The 22124-nt window shown below is 49.4% G+C and carries 16 protein-coding genes; 7 read left to right on the top strand and 9 right to left on the bottom strand.

Going from position 1 to position 22124, the window contains the following annotated elements; translation table 11 throughout:
- Positions 1 to 63: 63 nt before the first annotated feature.
- From EYA77_RS07385 to EYA77_RS07375, 3 genes are read left to right on the top strand one after another with little or no spacing between them, the layout of a single operon-like run.
- The gene (locus EYA77_RS07385; RefSeq protein ID WP_167816328.1) at positions 64 to 2376 is read left to right on the top strand and encodes a TerB N-terminal domain-containing protein; all 2313 of its coding nucleotides are present in this window, start codon (positions 64 to 66) and stop codon (positions 2374 to 2376) included.
- Complete coding sequence (locus EYA77_RS07380) at positions 2373 to 3638, top strand: ATP-binding protein (RefSeq protein ID WP_167816327.1); 1266 nt, start codon at positions 2373 to 2375, stop codon at positions 3636 to 3638. The genes EYA77_RS07385 and EYA77_RS07380 overlap by 4 nt, the downstream gene beginning before the upstream one ends.
- Before the next feature lie 7 nt (positions 3639 to 3645).
- Entirely contained in the window at positions 3646 to 5838 is a 2193-nt protein-coding gene (locus tag EYA77_RS07375) for a DEAD/DEAH box helicase (RefSeq protein WP_167816326.1), read from the top strand.
- Positions 5839 to 6062: 224 nt separating this feature from the next.
- On the opposite strand, the gene amrS is transcribed toward EYA77_RS07375, so the two are convergent.
- Both amrS and EYA77_RS07365 read right to left on the bottom strand, forming a co-directional pair.
- Positions 6063 to 7079, bottom strand: a complete 1017-nt coding sequence (gene amrS / locus EYA77_RS07370; RefSeq protein ID WP_167816325.1) for an AmmeMemoRadiSam system radical SAM enzyme — start codon at positions 7077 to 7079, stop codon at positions 6063 to 6065.
- 39 nt (positions 7080 to 7118) lie between these two features.
- The gene (locus EYA77_RS07365; protein ID WP_042700050.1) at positions 7119 to 7835 is read right to left on the bottom strand and encodes a peptidylprolyl isomerase; all 717 of its coding nucleotides are present in this window, start codon (positions 7833 to 7835) and stop codon (positions 7119 to 7121) included.
- 197 nt (positions 7836 to 8032) lie between these two features.
- On the opposite strand from EYA77_RS07365, the gene EYA77_RS07360 reads away from it, so the two are divergent.
- Entirely contained in the window at positions 8033 to 10804 is a 2772-nt protein-coding gene (locus EYA77_RS07360; RefSeq protein WP_306463694.1) for an aminotransferase class V-fold PLP-dependent enzyme, read from the top strand.
- Positions 10805 to 10847: 43 nt separating this feature from the next.
- Here EYA77_RS07360 and EYA77_RS07355 read toward each other — a convergent pair whose 3' ends face one another.
- On the bottom strand, positions 10848 to 11579 hold the full coding sequence (locus tag EYA77_RS07355) for an SIMPL domain-containing protein (RefSeq protein WP_042700047.1): 732 nt from the start codon (positions 11577 to 11579) through the stop codon (positions 10848 to 10850).
- A 217-nt stretch (positions 11580 to 11796) separates the two neighbouring features.
- Here EYA77_RS07355 and EYA77_RS07350 point away from each other — a divergent pair, with 217 nt between their 5' ends.
- The gene (locus EYA77_RS07350) at positions 11797 to 14229 is read left to right on the top strand and encodes a CDC48 family AAA ATPase (protein WP_167816324.1); all 2433 of its coding nucleotides are present in this window, start codon (positions 11797 to 11799) and stop codon (positions 14227 to 14229) included.
- Positions 14230 to 14265: 36 nt separating this feature from the next.
- Positions 14266 to 14685 (top strand): hypothetical protein, encoded by a 420-nt coding sequence (locus EYA77_RS07345; RefSeq protein ID WP_143744995.1) that lies wholly within the window; start codon positions 14266 to 14268, stop codon positions 14683 to 14685.
- A 79-nt stretch (positions 14686 to 14764) separates the two neighbouring features.
- Here the strand turns inward: EYA77_RS07345 and EYA77_RS07340 are convergent, their stop codons facing one another.
- The 6 genes from EYA77_RS07340 to pyrG form a co-directional block, all read right to left on the bottom strand.
- Positions 14765 to 15400, bottom strand: a complete 636-nt coding sequence (locus tag EYA77_RS07340) for a CDP-alcohol phosphatidyltransferase family protein (protein ID WP_042700038.1) — start codon at positions 15398 to 15400, stop codon at positions 14765 to 14767.
- Positions 15397 to 15909 carry an adenylate kinase family protein gene (locus EYA77_RS07335; RefSeq protein WP_167816323.1) on the bottom strand — a complete coding sequence of 171 codons (513 nt, stop codon included), beginning with the start codon at positions 15907 to 15909 and terminating at the stop codon, positions 15397 to 15399. The genes EYA77_RS07340 and EYA77_RS07335 overlap by 4 nt, the downstream gene beginning before the upstream one ends.
- Positions 15906 to 16964, bottom strand: coding sequence for a histidinol-phosphate transaminase (locus tag EYA77_RS07330; protein WP_042700034.1), 1059 nt, complete (start codon positions 16962 to 16964; stop codon positions 15906 to 15908). Before EYA77_RS07330 ends, EYA77_RS07335 begins: the two co-directional genes overlap by 4 nt.
- On the bottom strand, positions 16942 to 18069 hold the full coding sequence (locus EYA77_RS07325) for an aspartate aminotransferase family protein (RefSeq protein ID WP_042700031.1): 1128 nt from the start codon (positions 18067 to 18069) through the stop codon (positions 16942 to 16944). Before EYA77_RS07325 ends, EYA77_RS07330 begins: the two co-directional genes overlap by 23 nt.
- A gap of 161 nt (positions 18070 to 18230) precedes the next feature.
- The gene (gene guaA, locus EYA77_RS07320) at positions 18231 to 19757 is read right to left on the bottom strand and encodes a glutamine-hydrolyzing GMP synthase (RefSeq protein WP_042700028.1); all 1527 of its coding nucleotides are present in this window, start codon (positions 19755 to 19757) and stop codon (positions 18231 to 18233) included.
- A 1-nt stretch (position 19758) separates the two neighbouring features.
- Complete coding sequence (gene pyrG / locus EYA77_RS07315) at positions 19759 to 21342, bottom strand: glutamine hydrolyzing CTP synthase (protein WP_095642055.1); 1584 nt, start codon at positions 21340 to 21342, stop codon at positions 19759 to 19761.
- Positions 21343 to 21529: 187 nt separating this feature from the next.
- Between pyrG and dcd the strand changes: the two genes are divergently transcribed.
- Positions 21530 to 22093 carry a dCTP deaminase gene (dcd, locus tag EYA77_RS07310; protein ID WP_167816322.1) on the top strand — a complete coding sequence of 188 codons (564 nt, stop codon included), beginning with the start codon at positions 21530 to 21532 and terminating at the stop codon, positions 22091 to 22093.
- Positions 22094 to 22124: the final 31 nt, after the last annotated feature.

Raw genomic sequence — 22124 nt, 5'->3', positions numbered from 1 at the left:
ATATACTTAGATAAATGTTGTTTTTTGCAGAAAAATGAAAACAATTAAATTCCGTGATGACTTATGAATGAAATTATAAAATGGATATTTATTATATTTGCTGCGTTTTTACTAATCGTAATGTTTCAGGTAATAGGCCTTGGTCTTGTAATCCTCTTCCTAATTATCTATTTAATTTATAGATTAAATAAAAAAGACGTAATAAATACGAATAAAAATACCATTTTACCTGAACCAATTCATAATGAGCCCGTTCTTACTCAAACCACCCCTGCACATAAGCAATCTGAGTCAAATCCTGTGTCACCTGCCAATTCAAACAACAACATAATCACTTTTCATACATTAGGGGAGAATATTTCATTATTTGGATATACGATTGTTGATCCCTTGATTTATACATCTAAAAACACTTCTAATGATTCTTCGTATCCATTTGTTATCTATCTTACAAGTAAACCCGATTTTAGCGGGAATGATTCATACGAATTGGGATATTGGCCAAGGTTCAGTCGCTTGACAAATCTCCAAAAAGGGATGTATATCAAATGGCTTGTAAACGGCAAAAAGGATCCAATTGATATCGGATATGTTTTTATTTACTATTACGGGTTAGAACATCGGGCTTTTGTTGAACAAAAAGATCAGAAAGTAATACTTTTCGAACTAATTCGTTTGTATAATATTTATTCTGAGAATTTCTCATTCAGCAATTATTCTGGGAATTTTATATCATATTTAATCTTAAAAATCGATAACTTCACTCCCGACGAAACTGATTTCCTTATCCAATTTATCACGACTCTCCCAAGGGATTATCGGAATATTCCAATAAGTGATCTCTTATACAAACTCACGAAGGGAACATACATGTTATCTCAGTCGGTTCTCCCTTCCATTCTTGAAAAACTCTTTGATTCTGATTATCAGTTAAACCTTGGCAAGAGACAACGTGAACTTTTCACCTATTATGTAGAAAAAGAGATTGAAGTATTGAATCTGCCAGAACTATATACTGAAACTGATACCTCATTTACCTATAATCACGCATCACCCTACTCTTTCATAGTACGACCAGTGCAATACAAATCATTAACCCCGGTATCAGAAATCAAAGCTACATATCAATCTTGTAAGGGCAAATGGAAGAGGGGATTTCAAAATATTACCATCCGAAAAATCGACAGTTCAAATGATGCATTGACCGATGTTGAAAAATGTGCCTATTTGTCATCAAATTTAAGATTCAATGGTATTAATCCGAATAAAGAATTTTTTGATGCAAAAATACAGAACAACAGTGTTATGGAAATTAGGGCACTTCAGGAATTCTTTGCTTTTCCCGAGAATGAAAAATTGACGCTGAGACAATCCGAATTCCTTGTTGATTGCTGCGAATCATTGGGGTACAAAATAGAACCAAGTGCATATCTTGTCAAGAGGGCTTACAAATCCACTGATAAGGTGATATTGTTCACTTCCACTCATAAAGATAATCTCAAAAATAACAACTTTATCATCCCAAGTCTGTGGTTTGATCTCGGCTATAAAGTTGCATTGGAAGATGATTTCTTAGAAGACGGAGAGGTCAAATTAATCCAGAAAACCCTTAAGACCAATTTCAAACTTAGTCTGATGGAGAAGGAGAGACTTGAAAAACGCGGGGAACTTTATTCCATTACAAAACAGGTCAATATCTCAGGTTTTGCTGATATAATCAAATCCGCAGAACCAGAATCGATAAATTTGATTTCAACCTATCTCATCTCCGTAGCTGCAATAGATAATACGATCACTATTGAAGAACAAAAATTATTAGAAAAAGTATTCAAACAACTCTCTTTACCGAGTGAATATCTAACAAAATGTCTTAACGAATTACAGCAGGATAGAGATGTTGTTACTATTCAACTTGGGTCGGGGAAACCAAAACTTGGCTCTATTATCCCTCGTCCAATTGAGGAATCATATCAACCCAAAGAGTTTAAAATTGACCCTGCAAAACTTGCATTTGTTTTAGGTGATACTGCAAAAGTTCAGATGTCTCTAAATGAGATATTTGCAGAGGAGTCTTCTGGTTTCGTGGTGATTGAAACGGAAGAATTGGAAGAGACAGTTATAGGTGTTATAGAGACACAAGAAGCGGAGATTCCCGCAATCTTTTTCTCTCAACTTATCCAAAAAGATACCTGGTCATCAGAAGAATTAAAGAATATCTTCAAACCTTATCATCTTATGCTAAACAATGCAGTTGAGATGGTAAATGAATGGACGGATAATACGTATGGTGAATATTTACTTGAAGAAGAATGTGGCATATTCAGAATAAATAAAGACTTTGCAGAGCAATTAGTAGAATTAGGAGTGGAATCATGAGTGAAACCATAATTAAACCAAGGGAAAAGAAAGCAATTGTCGGATCTCTTAAAGTTGGTATTGTACCAAAAATCGGCATTCAGCACATTCAGGTTGGAAGATCGCGTGAAATTGCAGAGATGCTAAAAGATTTCGAATCGATTTCTTCTGGAGGAGCAACCACACGTTTTATTATTGGTGATTATGGGTGTGGAAAAACATTCTTTTTGACCCTCGCCAAACTAGTCGCACATGAATCAAATTTGGTTGTTGCATTTGCAGATATTTCTATATCTAAGGTCTTAAGTTCGTCCGACGGGAAAGCACGAGCACTCTTCAGTGAATTGATCAATAATCTTTCTACAAAAACCAAACCGGATGGTGGAGCTTTACAATCCATAATTGAAAAATGGGCAACCTCAGTTATCAAAAGTGGTCTGGAAATCAATATTGAAAATATACATAAGAGTTTATTACCCCTGGAAAAGTATGTAAACAGTTATGATTTTAGCAAGGTTATAACAGAATATTTGCTTGCATACGACCGTGGGGATGATATACAAATGTCAAATGCCTTACGCTGGTTACGGGCGGAGTACACAACCAAAACCGAAGCAAGGAACGACCTGGGTGTTAGAACGATCATTAATGACTCAGAAATCTACGATTATTTGAAGTTGTATGCTGGATTTGTGACTTTGGCTGGGTATAATGGGCTCGTGGTCAATATTGATGAACTTGCAGTCTTACAAAGGCTCCAGTCCCAAATCAGAAATAAAAATTACGAAGTGCTTCTGTCGATTATCAATGATTCAACACAAGGTTCCACTGAACATATTGGTTTTATTTTCAGCGGGACTCCTGCATTTTTAGAAGACAAATACAAAGGGATGAACAGTTATGAGGCTCTTGAAACAAGACTTGCGGATAATCCTAATTCAAAAAAGGGTATGGAAGATTTATCTGGACCAGTAATTCGGCTTTCCAATCTATCTCCGGAAGAATTGTACGTTTTGTTTTTCAACATCAGGAATGTATTTGCATTGGGTGACAAGAGTAAATATTTAGTTACGGATTTAGAAATCCAGCAGTATTTACAGAGTTTATTAAATAAACTGGGAACCCAGGCATATCTTTCGCCGCGTGAGTCAAATAAAGCGTTTGTCGGACTCCTGACACAACTTGAAAATTATCCAAATAGTAGTATCAGTGATTTCATAGATACTCAAACAATTATCCCTGATAAAAATGAAGAAGATGAGTTGTTTGAATTTAAACTGTAGGTAATAAATGATAACCTCATTTGAATTACTTGACCCCAAAATTCAGAAAATCATATACAAACTAGGTTGGGAACGATTCAAACCGATTCAAGATGAGGCTATTGCTCATCTCATGCAGACACCCAGCGATCTGATAATATCAGCCCCAACGTCCAGTGGTAAAACGGAAGCAGCCTTTCTTCCAATAATATCTCTAGTTGCCGAAAGTGCAAATACCGCTCTAAAAATTCTCTATATTTCACCACTTAAAGCATTGATCAATGACCAGTTTAGAAGAATTGAGGAACTGTGTTCAAATTTGGAGTTTCCAATCACCAAATGGCATGGTGATGCCAGTCAGTCAAAAAAGACAAGACTGTTGAAAAACCCATGTGGTATTTTATTGATTACGCCGGAATCAATCGAGGCTCTATTCCTAAATAAATCGGAGAAACTACCACTACTATTTTCGCAACTTGAGTATGTTGTGATTGATGAGATTCATAGTTTTGTTGAGAATGAACGGGGAACTCAACTAAAAAGTCTTCTAAACAGGATAGAGGAGGCTGCAGATATACACCCAATCAAAATTGGATTGTCGGCCACATTGAATAATCCCGATGCTTTAAAGGATTGGCTTAATCACGACAATCCAAATAGTGTGAAAATCATTGAAGACACAACTACAGATAAAATTACACGTGGTGCAATCAAAGTCTTCTACGAAAAGGATGATGAAGACAAAAAGGTTGAATCAGCTCAATCAGATGATGTAAATAAAGAGCAGAGTCATGGTTTGCCTGAATATCAACCATCAGAATTCGATTCAGCTTTATTCAATATAATCAGCAAAGATAAGAATCTTATTTTCGCAAATTCCAAAGTTTCTCTTGAGCTAAATTGTGACAATATGCAAATGCTTTCCAAAAAAATGCATTATCCGAATATATTTTATATCCATCACGGTTCTTTAGCTAAAGAGTTAAGAGAGCTAACAGAATTAGATTTGAAAACTCATCAAAACATTTCGGTATTTTGTACAAATACCCTCGAACTTGGAATAGATATTGGGAATATCAATCGCATTGTCTTTTTATTCCCACCATTTTCTGTTTCTTCTCTGATACAAAGACTAGGTAGAAGTGGACGAAAAGAGGGAGAAGCACGAGAATTCCAATTCGTTTTAGAAGTGCCAAAAATCAATCCAGACACGCAGTTACAGGATACGTTGAGATTATCATTGATTCAAAGTATTGCTATGGTCGAATTGATGCTTGAAGGCTGGTGTGAACCAATGAATACCCACGTCAAAGATTATTCTACTTTCATTCATCAGATTTTGTCATATTTGGGACAGACAGGTGGAAAGAAGGCAAGTGATATCTACCAGGCTATTGCTCTTAAAGCATTTCAGGGTCAGTTTGATAAACAGGAGTTCATGAAGATTTTACGTAAACTCAATGAAGATGGGATAATCTATTCATTACCAGATGAGGTGTTGACTCTCGGTAATAATGGCGAAAAGATTGTAGAAAATTACAAGTTTTACGCTGCTTTTATTACATCAGATGAATGGAAGATTGTAGCAAACGGAAAAGAAATTGGCAGGCTTGATAAAAGTGATATAAGAGCAATCGAGGTTGAGTCTGTTTTCCTTCTTGCAGGAAAAAGATGGAAGGTTGTTTCTATCAATGAAAAATCATCTACGATTCTGGTTGTTAGAACAGAACAGAAGAAATTGTTATCATTCCATGGTAATGGACAATCTATCCATAAAAAAATCCATGAGAAGATGCTGGAGATTTACGAACAGAGATATATTCCAAGATACTTGGCGAAGGCCTCAACCCCTATTTTAATGGAGGCATTTGAACAGTATGAAATTAACATTGAACTTGAAGATGGGAATATTCTAAAGACTTTTGCAGGAACAAGAGTACAAAATACATTGGATATCCTGTTACATTGGATGAAGGTCAAGGTGGAAAATCTTGATATTGGTTTTTACTCCCCAAATGGTGAAGCCTACATTCGGGATAAATTAAAATCCATTGATTTTGATTCAGTTGATTTTAATGAGATATTGAATTCAATGAGTAGGGTGTTTAAGGAAACACGAAAATATGACAAGTATTTACCAGATGATTTGTTGAATCAGTCATATATTCAGTTAAATATGGATATCGAAGGGGCCAAGGAATTCTGCAATAATCTTGAGTAATTGTTTTAAGAAAACCCGCGACGCGGGTTTTCCAGCATTTTTCGTTCCGCCGTCACGGCCACGCGGAGCCGATTAGGCGGAGCGTAGTGACGCGACCGAAGGTCAAGAGGGCGGAACTGGAAAAATGCGATTCGCGTTTATTCGCGATTATTCGCGGTGGGATTTCTCTGGAGTTCGCACTCAACAAACACCCTTTTTTTCTAAAAAAATCGTGGTGCGAGATCTTACAGATCCGCAAGCGAAAAAACACCCTCGATCTTCCGCCCGCACTTCCTGCAGTGTCCCCCCTCAAGCCCCGGTTCGACTGACGAAAACCCGTTTCGATCGATTAGCACCGCTCCGCACCCCGGGCAAATCGTCTTCGAGCCTTCGGCATGCGGCATATTCCCGATGTACGGATAATACAGACCGTGGGCTTTCGCCTGGCGGTAGATCCGGTCGAGCGTCGAAAACGGCGTTCGGGAAACATCCTGCATATGATACATCGGCATGAACGCCGTGAAGTGATGCGGCACCGCCGGCCCGAGATTTGTCATGACCCAGTCAATCATCGCGTCTATTTCGTCAACACTGTCATTATACCCCGGGATAACGAGTGTCACCAGTTCCAGATGGAGACCGAGCTCCCTCGAAAGCAGGATCGTATCAAGAACAGGTTTCAGCCGCGCCCCGCAGACCTCTTTATAAAATGCATCCGTGAACGCCTTCAGATCGATACGGATCGCGCCAAGATACGGAGCGAGTTCGAGGAGTGCCTCTTTCGAAAGATACCCGTTCGTGATAAAAGCCGAAGTAAGACCCTGTTCCTTTGCGAGTTTCGCCGTATCATACACATACTCAAACGAGATCGTCGGCTCATTATATGTAAACGAGATGCTTTTCGCGCCAAGCAGAATCGCTTCCTGGACGACCGCTTCCGGCGGCACATACTCGGCGGGGATACTCCTCGTCTGCGAAAGCGTGTAGTTCTGGCAGTGTTTACAGGTAAAATTGCAGCCGAAACCGCTCACGGAAAACGTCGTTGTCCCCGGCAGAAAATGATACAGCGGCTTTTTTTCGATCGGGTCGAGATTTGCCGCCGTCAAAAGACCGTATGAGTTCGCATACAAAACGCCGTCCGTATTTTCCCGAACGCCGCAGAATCCTCTCCCGCCTTTTGCGATCATGCATCTGCGGGCGCAGACACCGCAGGAGATCTTCTCGCCGGAGACTTTCCAGAGACGTGCAGGATGTCGGATCATTGACGAATAATAGGATCCGTCAGAAAAAAAGAGTATGGGTTATTCAGCTGCCTGCTCTTCTGCAGGTGCGCTTTCTTCTTCAGCCTTGTAGTTCGGGCGCGGGAAGGACTCGATGAACTTCACGTTCTCGATCTCCGGGAAGATCAGAAATGCTTCCTGGGAAACCATATACTGGGTCATGAGCCAGTTCTGGTTGTACATCGCCATCATTGCGGGGATCTCGATGGAGACAAAGGTCTTGTCCTCTGCACTGACCTTCATATCGCGGCCGGTGAGGAGTTTGATCATTCCTGCGAGCTGCTCGGTGCCGTCCTCGACAACACCTTCGATGGTGTAGACGTAGGCGACATCCTGGCCTGCAAGCGGATGGTTGAAGTCAACGATGTATCTGCTGCCGACTTTGTTTACAACAACACCGTCGCGGCCTTCGATCTTTACACGCTCGAAGAGTTCGGGTTTCTTCTCGAAAGCTTTCTTGTCGATAGCTTTGAGTTCCTCTTTTTTGTGCTCGCCGAATGCCTTTTCTGCGGGAACAACAAGAGTGTATTCCTTGCCGATCTCTTTGCCTGCAAGATCCTCATCAACGCCGGGAAGAAGGTGGCCTGCGCCGACTTTGACGATCGAAGGGCCGTACATTGCATTTTCACGGAAGATTCCGGCGGTCTTTGCAACTTCAGCGTCGGTTGTATCGAAGGGAACACCGTTCACAGATCCGGTGTAGCTGAGTTTAATATATGTACCATTCTCGATAGCCATACGAATTCCTTAGTATATGCGCCTTCATTCCTTATGAGAGTTGGGGAATGCTTTCTGGGGGAAAACGGGTGTGCGGGAGGACGAACCGCCCCCGTCCCGTGCTTTCGACCCGGACCCCCTGCCCCGGCTTTTCCAAACATGCGTCCTCTCAACCGGGGCAGTTCTTTTTCTCTGTAAAAAACCAATAGATATCCATCGTGCCGCACGAATATAAGAAACCGCATTATAGAAAGAAAGCAGAAAAACCTGTACGTGTACGGGGCGAAAAGAAACCTGTACCGAAAAAGGAGCTCAAGCCCGGATACTATATCAAAGAAAGCGATGACTTCGTCACAAAATTCCTGTACTGGTGTCCTGCATGCAACATCCCTCTGCTGGCAAAAACCTGCGCCTGTGATACAGACAGCATAAAGATCCCGCTCCAGCAGCCGTATGATATCAGGCCTGCCTTAAAAGCCGATCACGACCTCATCTCCTCCCTCATAAAAACCCGGTTCGGCGACAACGTCACCGTCCCGAAGATCCTTGTTCTGAACAAAGCCGGAGGACTCGACCGGAATGATCTCATCATCGCAAACGGCGTTCGGTTCGCCTGGCTCTGGTTCGACCCGGTAGCGAGAAGATTCAATCTCGACCTTGAAGCCGAGGCGCTGCCTTATCTGATCGGCAAAGCCGACAAAGGCATCATCGATCTCGAAAAGGAGGCGGCCGGTCTGCCGGAAGGAAGACTCGGCGGAAAGAAGGTAAAAGTCACGACGACCGGGATCTCAGACGGAGTCGTCATTCTCCGCTATAAAAATAAATACGGCACCGGCATCCTCAAAGAAGGTGCGGTCAGGATAAAAGAGCTCAACAGTGTTTCACCAATCAAATCCCGGCCAAACCCCTCATGGGAAGATGCGGTCGAAAAGAACGCCTTCCACATCAAAAACATGGAGCGAAACGCGATCCGCGAGATCAGACAGAATGCCCCGCAAAAACCCCGGGTCAACTGTTCATTTTCCGGAGGAAAAGACAGCACCGCCGTCTGGAGCATCGCCAAAAAAGCCGGCGTGACCGAGGCGTTCTTCATCGATACCGGTCTTGAGTTCCCGGAAACCATCGATTTCGTGAAGGCAGAAGGCGTCGAGATCATTCAGAAAGCCGGCGACTTCTGGCAGGCAGTGGAAAAAGCCGGACCGCCGGGAAAGGATCACCGCTGGTGCTGCAAACTGCTCAAACTCAATCCGCTCAAAGTCCATCTCGCAGATACCGGAGAGTGTCTGACGATCCAGGGAAACCGCTGGTATGAGTCCTGGAGCCGGGCTTCGCTTGAAGCACTGAGTCAGAACCCGACCAATCCCCTGCAGCTGAACCTCTCCCCGATCAGGTCCTGGCGGGCTCTTGATGTGTTCTTCTATCTGTGGCTCAGGGAACTTCCCTACAACCCGCTCTACGAACGCGGATATGAACGGATCGGCTGTTATCTCTGCCCGGCAATGCTCGAATCCGAGCTTGAAACGCTTCGCGTCACCCACCCGGAGATGGCGGACCGCTGGGAAGAGTTCCTCACAAGATGGGCGGAGGAGCGCGGCCTTCCGCAGGAGTTCGTCACCTGGGGTCTCTGGCGCTGGAAGGAACTCCCGCCGAAAATGCAGGAGCTCGTCAAAGAAGCGGGCCTTGATCTGACGGAGAAAAAGATCAGAAGAAGCACGCCCGCCTCTGTCGCCCACCTCATGCCTGAGGGAAAAACGACCGACATCGTCGAGGACCGCGTCCCGGCAGTGCCCGAACCAAAACAGATCCCCGAACCTGACTGGGAAGCTCTTCGAAGCGAGTTTCCGATGATGGGGGACCTGATGTACTTCGACAACGGCGCGACGACCTGGTCGCCCGAGTGCGTTCTTGCGGCGATGGATGAGTTCGAGCGGCATTATCGTGCGAACGTCGGGCGGGGGGTCCACCGTCTCACGAGGATCGCGACCCAGAAGTACTGGCATGCCCACGAAAAGGCCGCTGCGTTCATCAACGGATCGGCCGGAACCACGGTGTTTGTGAAAAACACGACCGAAGCGGTCAACATGATCGCCCGCGGTCTTTCATTTAAGGAAGGGGACGTGATCGTAACGACGATCCTCGAGCACCACTCGAATCTTCTTCCCTGGAAGGCACTCGAAGCGAAAGGCGTGGAGATTCGGATCGTCGGACTCAACGACGACCTGACCCTTGACATGGCCGCATTCGAAGCAGCGATGGATGCATCGGTCCGGCTCGTCGCCGTGACTCATGCTTCGAACGTTACGGGAACGATCACCCCGATCGCCGAGATCTCGCGGCTGTGTAAAAAATACGGCGCACTGCTCGCGGTGGACGCGGCGCAGTCAGTTCCGCGAATGCCGGTCGATGTGGAGGCGCTCGGCGCGGACTTCCTCTCCTTCTCCGGTCACAAGATGTTTGGACCGATGGGGACCGGTGTTCTCTGGATGAAAGAGCCGATCCTTGAACCTCTCCTCCTTGGCGGCGGAATGGTTTCAAGCGTGAACGACGACGGATATGTTCCGGCGGACGGGTATCAGAAGTATGAAGCCGGCACGCCAAACATCTCCGGAGGCATCGGGCTCGCCGCCGCGGTGGAGTTTCTGACCGGCATCGGGATGGAGCAGATCGAGGCGCACGAACGAAAACTCACCGACCTGATGATCAGCGGACTTGCGAAGATCCCGGGGGTCACCCTTTACTCATGCAAGGATCCGAAAAACCGTATCGGCGTTGTGTCTTTCACGGTCGAAGGTTTTGCCCCTCACGAGATCGCGGAACATCTGGATGACGAGCACGGGATCGAGATCAGATCCGGTCTGCACTGCGCAGAGCCGCTTATGCGGTATCTCTCTGCAGAAAAAGGAACGGCCCGGGCATGCATCTCCTTTTATAACACCGAAAGCGAGGTCAACACCCTCGTCGCGGTGATCCGGGAACTTGCCGGCAATTAACGTATTTAAAAAAAAGGGGCGGCAGAGATCATCTCTCTTATTTTTAGTAGGTGTAGACGATCGAAACCGTGGCCGTTGTTTTGATCTCGCCTGATTCGATGGTGGTCGGGACACGGCTGCCTGCGGCATCTTTTGCCATCATGACTTCGGCATTCGAGTAGGAGACCGGCGTGTAGCTCTGACCTACGTTGATGGTCCCGGTTCCCGAGATCTTCAGACCAAGTGCCGAGGAAACGGAATCTGCATCGGCGCGTGCCGACTTAACTGCAGAGATGATCGCAGCGTTTCTTTCGATGATCAGTTTTTCGTCGGAAAGACCGAACTGAAGACTGTTCACGTTGTTTGCTCCGGCTTCGACTGCGGCATCGATGTAAGATCCGGCCTTGTCGACATCATAGGAGATGATTCTGACCGTGTTCGTTACTTTGTAGACGGTGGTTCCATTTGCCCACTTGCCGGGATTATACTCGCCGATGACATAGGAGTAGATGGTGTATCCGGTCGTCTGGATGTTCGCATCTTTGATGCCGGCATTCTTGAGTGCGGCAACAACTTTTGCCATCAGTGCGGCATTTTCACTTTGAGCGATGGCTGCATCAGGGTTCTCGGTCTCGACGCCGAAGCTGATCGTTACTTTGTCAGGCGAGGTGGCAGATGATCCGTATCCGGAGACGAGGATCACTTTGTCGGTCTGGCTGTCTTCAGCTGCCGCAGGGAAAGCGAAGAGAGCAAAGACCGCAAAGAGCAGGAGGATCGCAAGTACATTCTTTTTCATTTGTATCACTACAGTAATGCTCGCTATATTGAGATATACCTATCCAAAACTACGAAAAATATGGTAATTATCACCTGCCTTTCCGCGCGCCGGGTGTTTTTCTGCATTGCACGCCTATAAATAATCTTCTGTTAGCCGGATTTTGTTTGCCCCCACACATACTTTAAATATTCGATGGATGTTACCTATAGTTATACCACCGTGGAAGTGATAAAAAATGACAGAGAATACAAAAATTTCATTGATCGTGCAGGAGGCAGAATACAACGACGTCGGACGCGGATACGCGAAGATAAATAACGACGTCATGGCAAAACTCGGCGTCGAGTCCGGAGACTTCATCAAGATCACCGGAAAACGCATCGGCGCCGCCAAAGTCATGCGTTCTTCTGTATCCGGATCGGGCGGGATCGCGATAGACGGAGACATCCGCAGATCAGCCGGCGCCGGTATCGGAGATACGGTCACGGTTGAAAAGGTCGTTCCAAAGACCGCTGCAAAGATCACGCTCCAGCCCATCTCGCAGAGCATCCGTCTCGACAGCCGGGCGCTGGAACAGACGATCCAGAGCAAATTCGCCGGCCGGCCGATCACGAAAGGCCAGATCATGACCTTCGGGTTCCAGACCAAGTCAGAGGATCCGTTCTTCTCGGGATGGGGCGGATTCTCCAACTACAACACCGAGTATGTCGACTTCGCCGTCTCGGAGGTCTCGCCGGGAGATGTCGCGATCATCGGGTCGGAAACGACCGTCAACTATAAAGAAGGCGTCTACAAAGGCGAGGATGCCCCGAAAGGAAAATCGGCAGGTAACATCCATTACGAGGATATCGGCGGTCTTGGCCGCGAACTCTCGCTCGTTCGCGAGATGATCGAGTACCCGCTCAGGCATCCTGAAGTATTCGAGAAGCTCGGGATCGAACCGCCGAAGGGAGTTCTTCTCTACGGCCCTCCCGGAACCGGTAAAACCCTGATCGCCCGGGCGGTCGCAAATGAAGCGGGAGCCTACTTCGACACGATCTCGGGACCTGAGATCATCTCCAAATACTACGGAGATTCTGAAGAAAAGCTCCGTGAGATCTTTGAAAAAGCCGAGGAGAACGCGCCGTCGATCATCTTCATCGACGAGATCGACTCGATCGCCCCGAAGCGTGAAGAGGCAAAAGGCGAGGTGGAACGCCGTGTCGTTGCCCAGCTGCTCTCACTGATGGACGGCCTCAAAAGCCGCGGAAAAGTCATCGTGATCGCGGCAACGAACCTCCCCGACTCGATCGATCCGGCGCTTCGCCGCGGAGGACGCTTCGACCGGGAGATCGAGATCGGCGTTCCGGACAAAGACGGCAGGCACGAGATCCTGCAGATCCATGCAAGAAACGTCCCGCTCTCCGAGAACGTCAAGCTGGATAAGTACGCAAACACCACGCACGGATTTGTCGGAGCAGACCTTGCCTTGATGGTGAAAGAGGCCGCGATGCATGCCCTGCGCCGGGCGTTTCCCGGCATGAATCCGGACGAAGAGATCAGCGCCGAGAAGCTTGAAAACCTGAAAGTCACCGCCGAGGACTTTGAATCGGCCATGAAGATGGTGCAGCCGAGCGCCATGCGTGAGGTCCTCGTCGAAGTGCCCGATATCCACTGGTCCGATGTCGGCGGTCTTGACTCTGTGAAAGAGGAACTCCAGCAGGCGGTCGAGTGGCCGCTCAAATACAGCGAGGTCTACAAACAGTTCGCCACGAAATCACCGAAAGGCTTCCTGATGTTCGGGCCGCCCGGGACCGGAAAAACGCTGCTTGCCAAGGCAGTTGCAAACGAATCGGAATGCAACTTCATCTCGGTCAAAGGGCCGGAGCTGATGTCGAAGTGGGTCGGCGAGTCCGAGAAAGGCATCCGGGAGATATTTAGAAAAGCGCGGCTCGCATCGCCTTCGATCATCTTCTTCGACGAGATCGACTCGATCGTTCCCCGCAGAGGAAGCTACGAAGGCTCCTCCCACGTGACCGAAAGCGTCGTCAGCCAGTTCCTGACCGAACTCGACGGACTCGAAGAACTGAAAAACGTCGTCGTGATCGGCGCGACCAACCGCCCGGACATGATCGACCCGGCTCTCCTGAGACCGGGACGACTTGAACAGCACATCTTCGTGCCCCCGCCGGACCGGGAAGGACGAAAGCAGATCCTTGATGTCTACATCAAAGACATCAGCGCGATGCTTGCTGAAGATGTGGACCTTGAGGACCTGGTCGAAAAAACCGAAGGGTTTGTCGGCGCCGACATCGAAGCGCTCGTCCGCGAGGCAAAGATGGTCGCGATCCGCGAGTTCGTCAAGGTGATGGCGGGCCACGAGGCAGCGGAGATCACGCTTGCCGTATCCAGCGTGAAGATCTTCGCCAAACACTTCGATGCCGCGTTGAAGCGGGTACGGCCCTCCCTCGACAAGGCGGGAAGACGCAGCGCCGAGAGGAGTTCATGGCAGTACAGATTCAATGAAGAGGAGAGAAAGACCCTCGAAAAGGGCATTTCTCTTCTGGAAACCGCAGAATACAAAAACGACGGGCTCACCGAAAAACTCCGTGAGCTTGATGAACTGCTGATGTCTCATCAGAAAGACTTTAGCAGAATCAAAGAGATAATTAACAACGCAGATGCGTGAAGAGAACAACTCTCTTCACCTCGGAGATGAAACAGCATGCCGGAAACACCAGATGATGCATACAGGGAATTAATGGATATCATCCATAAAATATTGATCAGTCATGTTTCTGGAGAAAGCGAGGGAAAACTTCCGCCTGTCGTCGGCGTGAAGTTTGTCCTTTCCGGCGGTAAGATCCATCTGACACCCGATGAGGTCCACAATAAAACGATCCCCATCGAGATGTTTGAGGATAAGGGAACAGTGATCATCCAGACAGAACTCCCCCCGGAGTGTCAGGATGATTTCTTTATCGCCTATCAGGACGGCAAACTTCAGCTCAATGCCGGCGCGAACCGGGAATACTCAGCAGTGATCCCGGTTGCCGGTATCGATCCGTCACAGACCCAGACACATCTGAAAAACGGTGTGCTGGAGATCATCTGTTACAAGAAGCTGGCACAAACCGTTCAGTAAGAAACAGGGAATAATGTATGCGGCCGAAAAATACGGCCGCGGTCTTTTTTTATACTGCTCTATTCAGAATAGTCAGGCTCTACTGCCCTTTTCCCGCGTTCAGTTCTTTGAGCGACATCACGAACCGCTGGACCGCGGTGATGTGGCCGAAAAATCCGTACACAACAAGCATCCAGCCAAGAAACGGCAGACCAAACAGGATCGGGGCAGGGTAGATGAACTCGGCAAGACCAAACACCATCAAAAGGACCAGACGGTCGGCGCGGCCGAGGAGACCGCCGTAATTTCGTTTCAGGCCGACAGCCTGCGCCTGGGTCCCGAGATACGAGGAGAGCAGGACCCCGGTGAGGGCAAACAGACCAATCACCCAGGCGGGAACCGGCGCCTGCCAGGTCTGGACCCCGTAGATGATGATACCGGTAACGATGAACAGGTCCGCATACCGGTCGAAGACATGATCCAGATAATCACCGATAGGGCTTGCGAGGCCAATATACCGGGCGAGCGCTCCGTCCAGAACATCCAGAAACGAGTTCAGCACAACAAACAGCACGCCGAAAAACGGCTGTCCGAAAGCGAAAAAGACGCCGGCGATAAACGCACAGATCAGCGAGACCACGCTCCACATATTCGGCGTTACCGGCAGTTTCGAAAACGCACGGGCGATCGGGGTCAGCACCCACTGGATCTTTGGACGAAGTGATTCTAAACTCATATTACATCTGTTATATACTCTGACCAGTCAAGCGATCCAAACGATGCGGGAGATTCCCCCTTCGCAAAAGACAGGATGCTCCTGACCACAGATTCACTGTCTGTACTTGTAGTGTCGATCTCATAAATCTGTTCCGATGCAAAGGAATCAACGGTTTCGATCAAAATGACGTCCAAAGCCTCTGCCTCCGCGTTTTCACGGATCTTTTCTTCGGAATAGCCGCGGGGGGCAAGACGTTCCCTGAGAACATCCGGCCGGCATCGAAGGATCACGATCTTATCGCAGGGAAGATAATGGGCGAACGTTCCTTCCACGAACCCTTCGGTGTAGGGAAACGCATCGGCCCAGGCATCCACATCCACGACGTCCGAACCTGATGCGTCGTCATGTTCCAGAACGAACGGACCGACCGTCGTTTTCAGATCAAGGACGGGATGGCCGAGTTTTTGCAGAAGTTTTGCGGCCGCGGTCTTTCCGCATCCGGGTGTTCCGGTTATCCCGATCATCATAATTTTTTCACCGCAGTAAGAAACCGTTCATTTTCCCAGTCTGCGCCGATACTCACGCGGATGAACGTATCGCCAAGACCCGGGAAACTCGTGCAGGAACGAACGAGAACGCCGTTCTTTGCGAGAAAATCAGCAGATCCATCACCCGATCTTGGTGCCGTGTCGATCAGGATAAAGTTCGCGCCGCTTAAATAGACCGGGAAAGGGATCTCTGTCATGAAGATATCACGCCATTTTCGTACATGGGCGATGAACGATTCACGGTAGGAGGATTCTGAAACGGCGGCTGATGCGGCGGCTTCCGAGACCCGGTTCAGCGTGAACGGGGTCGCGGCGACGGCATAGGGAGCTTCCAGCCATGCAGGAACGAAGGCATAGCCGATCCGAAGACCCGCAAGACCATACACCTTCGACATTGTCCGCCCGATGATGAGGTTGTCATGGGATGAGAGCAGCGGCAGATAATCTGTATCGGAAAACTCGACGTAGGCACAGTCCAGGAAAAGAACGCCGTCGATTTTGTCAAGGATGTATTCGATGTCTTTGACCGGGGTCACAGTTCCGGTGGGGTTATTCGGCGTGCAGAGGAAGGAGAGCGCTGCGTCCTTCGCTTCATGAAGGAAGGATGCGATATCGACCGTGAAATCAGGATTTCTGGAGACGTTGACAACGCAGGCCGAGGCTGCTTTTGCCGCAAGACCGTACATGGAAAACGTCGGTGTGGAGATGACGACTTTGTCTCCCGGCTCAATAAGGGTCCGGATAACGGTCTCGATGACACCGTCCATACCAAGGCCGGAGGTCACGACCGGCGCATCGCAGATATATTTCCGCAGCGCCGCATGAAACTCGGCGGCTTTTGGATCCGGGTATCTGTTCACGCCGGAAAGTTCGCCTGCAGCTGCCCGGAGGACCTTGTCTGAAGGAGGGGAGGGGTTTTCATTGCTCCCGAGCATGGCAACTTCCAAAAATCCGTACTCCTTTGCGATCTCCGCCGGGGATTTGGCAAAGACGTAGCCTGATTTGATGAACTCAGATCTGACCCGCGGCTTCATTGATCACTCCGACTGCATACCTGATTTCGTCGGCCGAGATCGTCAGCGGCGGAACGATCCGGATATTTCCGTCACCGGCGACATTGATGAGAAGACCCTTTTCCTTACAGAGTTCGGCAAGTTTGGGAGCGGATTCCCCAAGCGTGAACCCGACCATCAGACCACGGACCCTGGGGTTGAATGCGGAAAGACCCTGCCGGAAGAGTTCGCCTTTTGCGGCGATTCCCGGGAGGAGCTGTTCGATGATGCCGAATGTGGCGTTTCCTGCGGCGCAGGCGATCGGACCGCCGGCAAAGGTGCTGCCGTGTTCGCCTTTGGTGAACTCGAGACCTTCTTTCGCGATGATCGCACCCATCGGGAAGCCGGAAGCGATGCCTTTTGCAATGCTGATGATATCCGGCTGAACGGTCGAGTGCTGGAATGCGAACCATTTGCCGGTCCGTCCCATGCCTGTCTGGACTTCATCGCAGATCATCAAAGCGCCGGCGTCGTCGCAGATATCCCTGATCCCCGGCAGGAAGTCTGCCGGCGGGATGATGACGCCGGTCTCTCCCTGGATAGGTTCAAAGACGACGGCGGCGGTATCTTTATTTACGACCGCTTTGAGGGCCTCAAGGTCGCCGTACTCAGGGAAATCACAGTGGATGCCGAGCGGCTCGAAGGGCTCTCTGATCTGGGGTTTGTGGGTGACGGCGAGGGAACCCACGGTCCGGCCGTGGAAATCATGGTTGAAGGAGACAAAGTTTTTGCGTCCTGAGCGGACTTTGGCAAGTTTGAGCGCCGCATCGATCGCCTCGGCTCCGCTGTTTCCGAAGAAGACTTTTCCCATCCCGCTCGCTTTGCTCAGTTTTTCTGCGAGTTCGGCCTGACCCGGTATGTAATAAAGATTGGAACAGTGGATCAGTTCATGTGCCTGGCGGCATATCGCGTCCACTACCTGCGGGTGGCAGTGACCTGTGCTGCAGACCGCGATTCCTGCGACCAGGTCGAGGTATTTGTTTCCGTTATCGTCCCAAACATTGCAGCCTTCACCTTTGACGATCTGCATAGACCGTCCAAAACAGGGCATGTAATATTTTGCGTCAAGTTCTTTGTAGGTGGACATGATTTTTTTCTCGCTGGATATTTAGATAAGTATTCGTCGTTCTGTGTATTGAAACTGCATGTCGGCCGGGATTAAATACGGCAAATGCAGGGTTTTTTCTGGAGAAAAGCGCCTTGGAACCTGAGGGAGAAGATGGACTGGATGATTAAAAAAAGAAAGGGTTATTCGTATTCGATCGTTGCCGGGGGTTTGCTCGTGATATCGTATAACACGCGGTTCACGTGCCGCACTTCGTTGATGATCCGGCTCGAGATCTTTTCAAGCAGCGGGAAAGGGATCTGCGCCCAGTCGGCGGTCATGAAATCGGTCGTCGTCACCGCACGCAAAACGATCGCGTAGTCATATGTCCGCTCATCGCCCATCACGCCGACACTGCGCATGTTCGTCAGCGCCGCAAAATACTGATTGATATCGCGGTCGATGCCTGCCTTCGCGACCTCCTCGCGGAAGATCGCGTCCGCATCCCGCACAACATCCAGCTTTTCCTTCGTGATATCGCCGATCACCCGGATGGCAAGACCCGGACCAGGGAACGGCTGACGCCAGACAAGTTTCTCCGGAATGCCGAGTTCGAGACCCGCACGGCGGACCTCATCCTTAAAGAGGACACGCAGCGGCTCGATGATCTCCTTGAAATCCACATTGTCCGGCAGACCGCCGACATTATGATGGCTTTTGATCACCGCGGCCGCGCCGGGTCCCGACTCGATCACGTCAGGATAGATCGTTCCCTGCACAAGGAAATCCACTGTGCCGATCTTTTTTGCTTCTTCTTCAAAGACCCGGATGAACTCCGCACCGATGATCTTGCGTTTCTGTTCCGGGTCGGAAACGCCGGCAAGTTTTCCGAGGAACCGGTCCTCGGCATTGACGCGGATCAGATTGATGTCGAACTGTTTGCGGAAGATCTCCTCGACCTCATCCCCCTCATTCTTCCGGAGAAGGCCGTGATCGACGAAGATGCAGGTCAGCTGTTTGCCGACAGCCTTGTGGATCAGGACCGCGGCAACCGACGAATCGACCCCGCCGGACAAAGCGCAGAGAACTTTTTTGCCGCCGATCTTTTCACGCAGCTGGAGGATCATGTCCTCGACAAACGAGGACATATGCCAGGTCCCTTTGCATCCGCAGACATCGTAAAGGAAGTTTCTGATCATCGTCATGCCCTCAGGCGTGTGCATGACCTCCGGGTGGAACTGAACTGCGTAGATCTTCTTCTCAGGGTTTGCCATCGCGGCGACCGGACATACGGCAGTATGCGCAGTCTTCGCAAATCCGGCGGGGACCTCGCTGATGTAATCCGTGTGGCTCATCCAGCAGGTCGTCTCTCCCGGGACGTTTTTGAAGATAGAGGACTCTTCCGTTGAAACTGACGTCCGCCCATACTCGCGGGTCGTCGCGGAAGCAACTTTTCCTCCGAGAAGATAGGCCGTCAGCTGTGCGCCGTAACAGATCCCGAGGATCGGGATGCCGAGATCGAAGATGCCGGCATCAACGGTCGGAGCGTTCTTCGCATACACGCTCGCCGGTCCGCCGGTGAAAATGATTCCCGCATAGTTCCCTTCTTTGATCTCAGAAAGAGGGATCGTGCATGGCTTCACTTCGCAGAAAACATGGGCTTCCCTGACCCGCCGGGCAATCAGCTGATTGTACTGGCCGCCGAAATCCAGAACTAAGATCGATTCCATGTTACTCCTTTCTCTGAAGATCGCGGCAGGTTTTTACAAAGCCGATGAACGGTGCGGACGGGCGGGTAGGGCGTGATCTGAACTCCGGGTGGAACTGGGTCGCAACAAAGTACGGGTGATCGGCAAGTTCGAGAGCTTCCATGCGTCTGCCGTTTCTGCCGACAAACTTCATGCCTTTCGCTTCGATCTCGTCGATGTACGCCGGGTTGACTTCATATCTGTGCCGGTGACGTTCGATGATCTCGGTCGCGCCGTAGAGATCGGCAAGACGGGACGCCGGGTCAAGAGTGACGGAGTAGTCCCCAAGACGCATCGTTCCGCCAAGATCCTCAACGCCTTCCTGTTCGGGGAGAAGAGCGATCGCGTGAGTTCCCGCGCCCATCTCTTCGCTCGTCGCATCCTTATAGCCGACGACGTTTCTCATGAACTCGATCACGCAGAGCTGGAATCCGAGGCAGAGACCAAGAAGAGGCTTTTTGTGTTCACGGGCATACTGGATCGCGGAGATCATCCCTTCGATGCCGCGGTTTCCAAATCCGCCGGGGATCAGGATACCGTCGAGATCAGCGAGGTCTTCGTTCGTGTAGAGTTCCGCATCGAGCCAGTGGATGGCGACCTCGGTCGAGAGAAGACGGCCGGCGTGTTTGAGGGCTTCTTTTATAGAGATATAGACGTCCTCAACGCCGTATTTGGTGATGATGCCGACCGTTATGCGGTTCGTATATTCGCGGGCGATCAGCGAATACCAGCTGTTGTCCGCTTTTCCCGGCTCAAGATGGAGCTGTTTCAACAGGACCTCGGCCATTCCCTCTTTTTCGAGTTCCATTGGAACGAGGTAGGTGTCGGGAGCCGTCTGAGCGCTGATGACTGCGTGGACGTCCACATCGCAGAAGGAAGAGATCTTTCGTTTGGTGGAAAGGGAGACAGGAAGGTTGCTTCTCCCGACGATGATGTCGGCTTCAAGGCCGAGTTCGCGAAGAGCTTTGACGGAGTGCTGGGTGGGTTTGGTTTTCAGATCGCCCATCGTATCGGCGGGAAGGAGGGTGACATGGACGAGGGCAAAGTCGCCGTTTCCATACTCCCAGTGCATCTGGCGGACAGCCTCCAGAAACGGCATGCTTTCGATGTCGCCGACTGTCCCGCCGACCTCGACGATACAGATCTCGGCATGGTTCCCGTCTTTGTCGACCCAGGACTCGGCAGCGTGTTTGATCCGGTCCTTGATCTCATCGGTGATGTGGGGGATGATCTGGACGGTAGCGCCGAGATAATCGCCGTGTCGCTCCTTCGAGATGACCGAGGAGTAGATCTTTCCGGTGGTGAGGTTGTGATCACGGGTCAGTTCGATGTCGAGAAAACGCTCGTAGTTTCCAAGATCCAGATCGGCTTCTCCGCCGTCTTTGAGAACAAAAACCTCGCCGTGCTGAGCAGGGTTCATGAGTCCCGCGTCGATATTTAAGTAGGGGTCGATCTTCACGCTGGTGACGTGATACCCTCTGTTGATCAGAATGCGGCCGATGGATGCAGCAGTTATGCCTTTTCCCAGTCCGCTCATTACTCCTCCGGTTACTACTACATATTTCATTTTTTGCCCTTCCTTTTCCGAAATCAAATAATGCTTATCTATTGGTCCTGAAGAGTATTAAGAATACGGGAACGGGGAGAGGGAGACCGGGAGGCGGTATGTGAGTTCACCGACCGGTCACTCTCCTTTCATCTCCATAGAGACGGGACTGAAAGAGTATTTTAGTTTATCCGGCGAATAGTAGTATATGATTCTGGTAGACTGGGAAATTGCAGACCATATCAAACGGGGGTACATCGGCATCGATCCATTCGATCCGGCGCTAGTTCAGCCCAACTCCCTTGATATCCGCCTTGGTAATCATTTTGTCTGGTACGAACCATGCGATGATGTGATCGACCCTTATCAAAAAGAGACCCTTCACACTCATACAAACGAACGAAAAGGAACCTATTTTGACATTCAGCCAGGCCAGTTCGTTCTTGCCGAAACCTTGGAAACGGTCACGCTGCCCGATAACATCGTCTCCTCGATCGAAGGAAAAAGCAGTGTGGCACGCCTCGGCATCGCCCTTCATCAGACCGGGGGCTGGATCGACGCGGGATTTTCCGGGACCATCACGCTTGAGATGTGCAACTCGAACTGCCGTCCCGTCCGCGTGTATGCAGGAATGCCGATCGGTCAGCTCGTCTTCTATGTGACCAAACGCTGCGAGTGCCCGTACGATAAAAAACCTGATGCAAAGTATCAGAACCAGAAAAACGCGACCATTTCCCGATACGATAAAAAGATGCTCCAGAACGTGGAGTAACTCTCCTCTGTTTTTATCTGAAATTGGGTTT

It is taken from the genome of Methanocorpusculum sp. GPch4, from assembly GCF_012062385.1.
In the GTDB taxonomy this organism is placed as follows: domain Archaea; phylum Halobacteriota; class Methanomicrobia; order Methanomicrobiales; family Methanocorpusculaceae; genus Methanocorpusculum; species Methanocorpusculum parvum.
This window is presented reverse-complemented; position numbering and strand designations above follow the sequence as displayed.

What these genes read in the sequence shown, in the direction of transcription:
- EYA77_RS07385 (WP_167816328.1), top strand. Translation starts at nt 64, where the DNA reads ATGAATGAAATTATAAAATGGATATTTATTATATTTGCTGCGTTTTTA.
- EYA77_RS07380 (WP_167816327.1), top strand. Translation starts at nt 2,373, where the DNA reads ATGAGTGAAACCATAATTAAACCAAGGGAAAAGAAAGCAATTGTCGGA.
- EYA77_RS07375 (WP_167816326.1), top strand. Translation starts at nt 3,646, where the DNA reads ATGATAACCTCATTTGAATTACTTGACCCCAAAATTCAGAAAATCATA.
- amrS (WP_167816325.1), bottom strand. Translation starts at nt 7,079, where the DNA reads ATGATCCGACATCCTGCACGTCTCTGGAAAGTCTCCGGCGAGAAGATC.
- EYA77_RS07365 (WP_042700050.1), bottom strand. Translation starts at nt 7,835, where the DNA reads ATGGCTATCGAGAATGGTACATATATTAAACTCAGCTACACCGGATCT.
- EYA77_RS07355 (WP_042700047.1), bottom strand. Translation starts at nt 11,579, where the DNA reads ATGAAAAAGAATGTACTTGCGATCCTCCTGCTCTTTGCGGTCTTTGCT.
- EYA77_RS07350 (WP_167816324.1), top strand. Translation starts at nt 11,797, where the DNA reads ATGACAGAGAATACAAAAATTTCATTGATCGTGCAGGAGGCAGAATAC.
- EYA77_RS07345 (WP_143744995.1), top strand. Translation starts at nt 14,266, where the DNA reads ATGCCGGAAACACCAGATGATGCATACAGGGAATTAATGGATATCATC.
- EYA77_RS07340 (WP_042700038.1), bottom strand. Translation starts at nt 15,400, where the DNA reads ATGAGTTTAGAATCACTTCGTCCAAAGATCCAGTGGGTGCTGACCCCG.
- EYA77_RS07335 (WP_167816323.1), bottom strand. Translation starts at nt 15,909, where the DNA reads ATGATGATCGGGATAACCGGAACACCCGGATGCGGAAAGACCGCGGCC.
- EYA77_RS07330 (WP_042700034.1), bottom strand. Translation starts at nt 16,964, where the DNA reads ATGAAGCCGCGGGTCAGATCTGAGTTCATCAAATCAGGCTACGTCTTT.
- EYA77_RS07325 (WP_042700031.1), bottom strand. Translation starts at nt 18,069, where the DNA reads ATGTCCACCTACAAAGAACTTGACGCAAAATATTACATGCCCTGTTTT.
- guaA (WP_042700028.1), bottom strand. Translation starts at nt 19,757, where the DNA reads ATGGAATCGATCTTAGTTCTGGATTTCGGCGGCCAGTACAATCAGCTG.
- pyrG (WP_095642055.1), bottom strand. Translation starts at nt 21,342, where the DNA reads ATGAAATATGTAGTAGTAACCGGAGGAGTAATGAGCGGACTGGGAAAA.
- dcd (WP_167816322.1), top strand. Translation starts at nt 21,530, where the DNA reads ATGATTCTGGTAGACTGGGAAATTGCAGACCATATCAAACGGGGGTAC.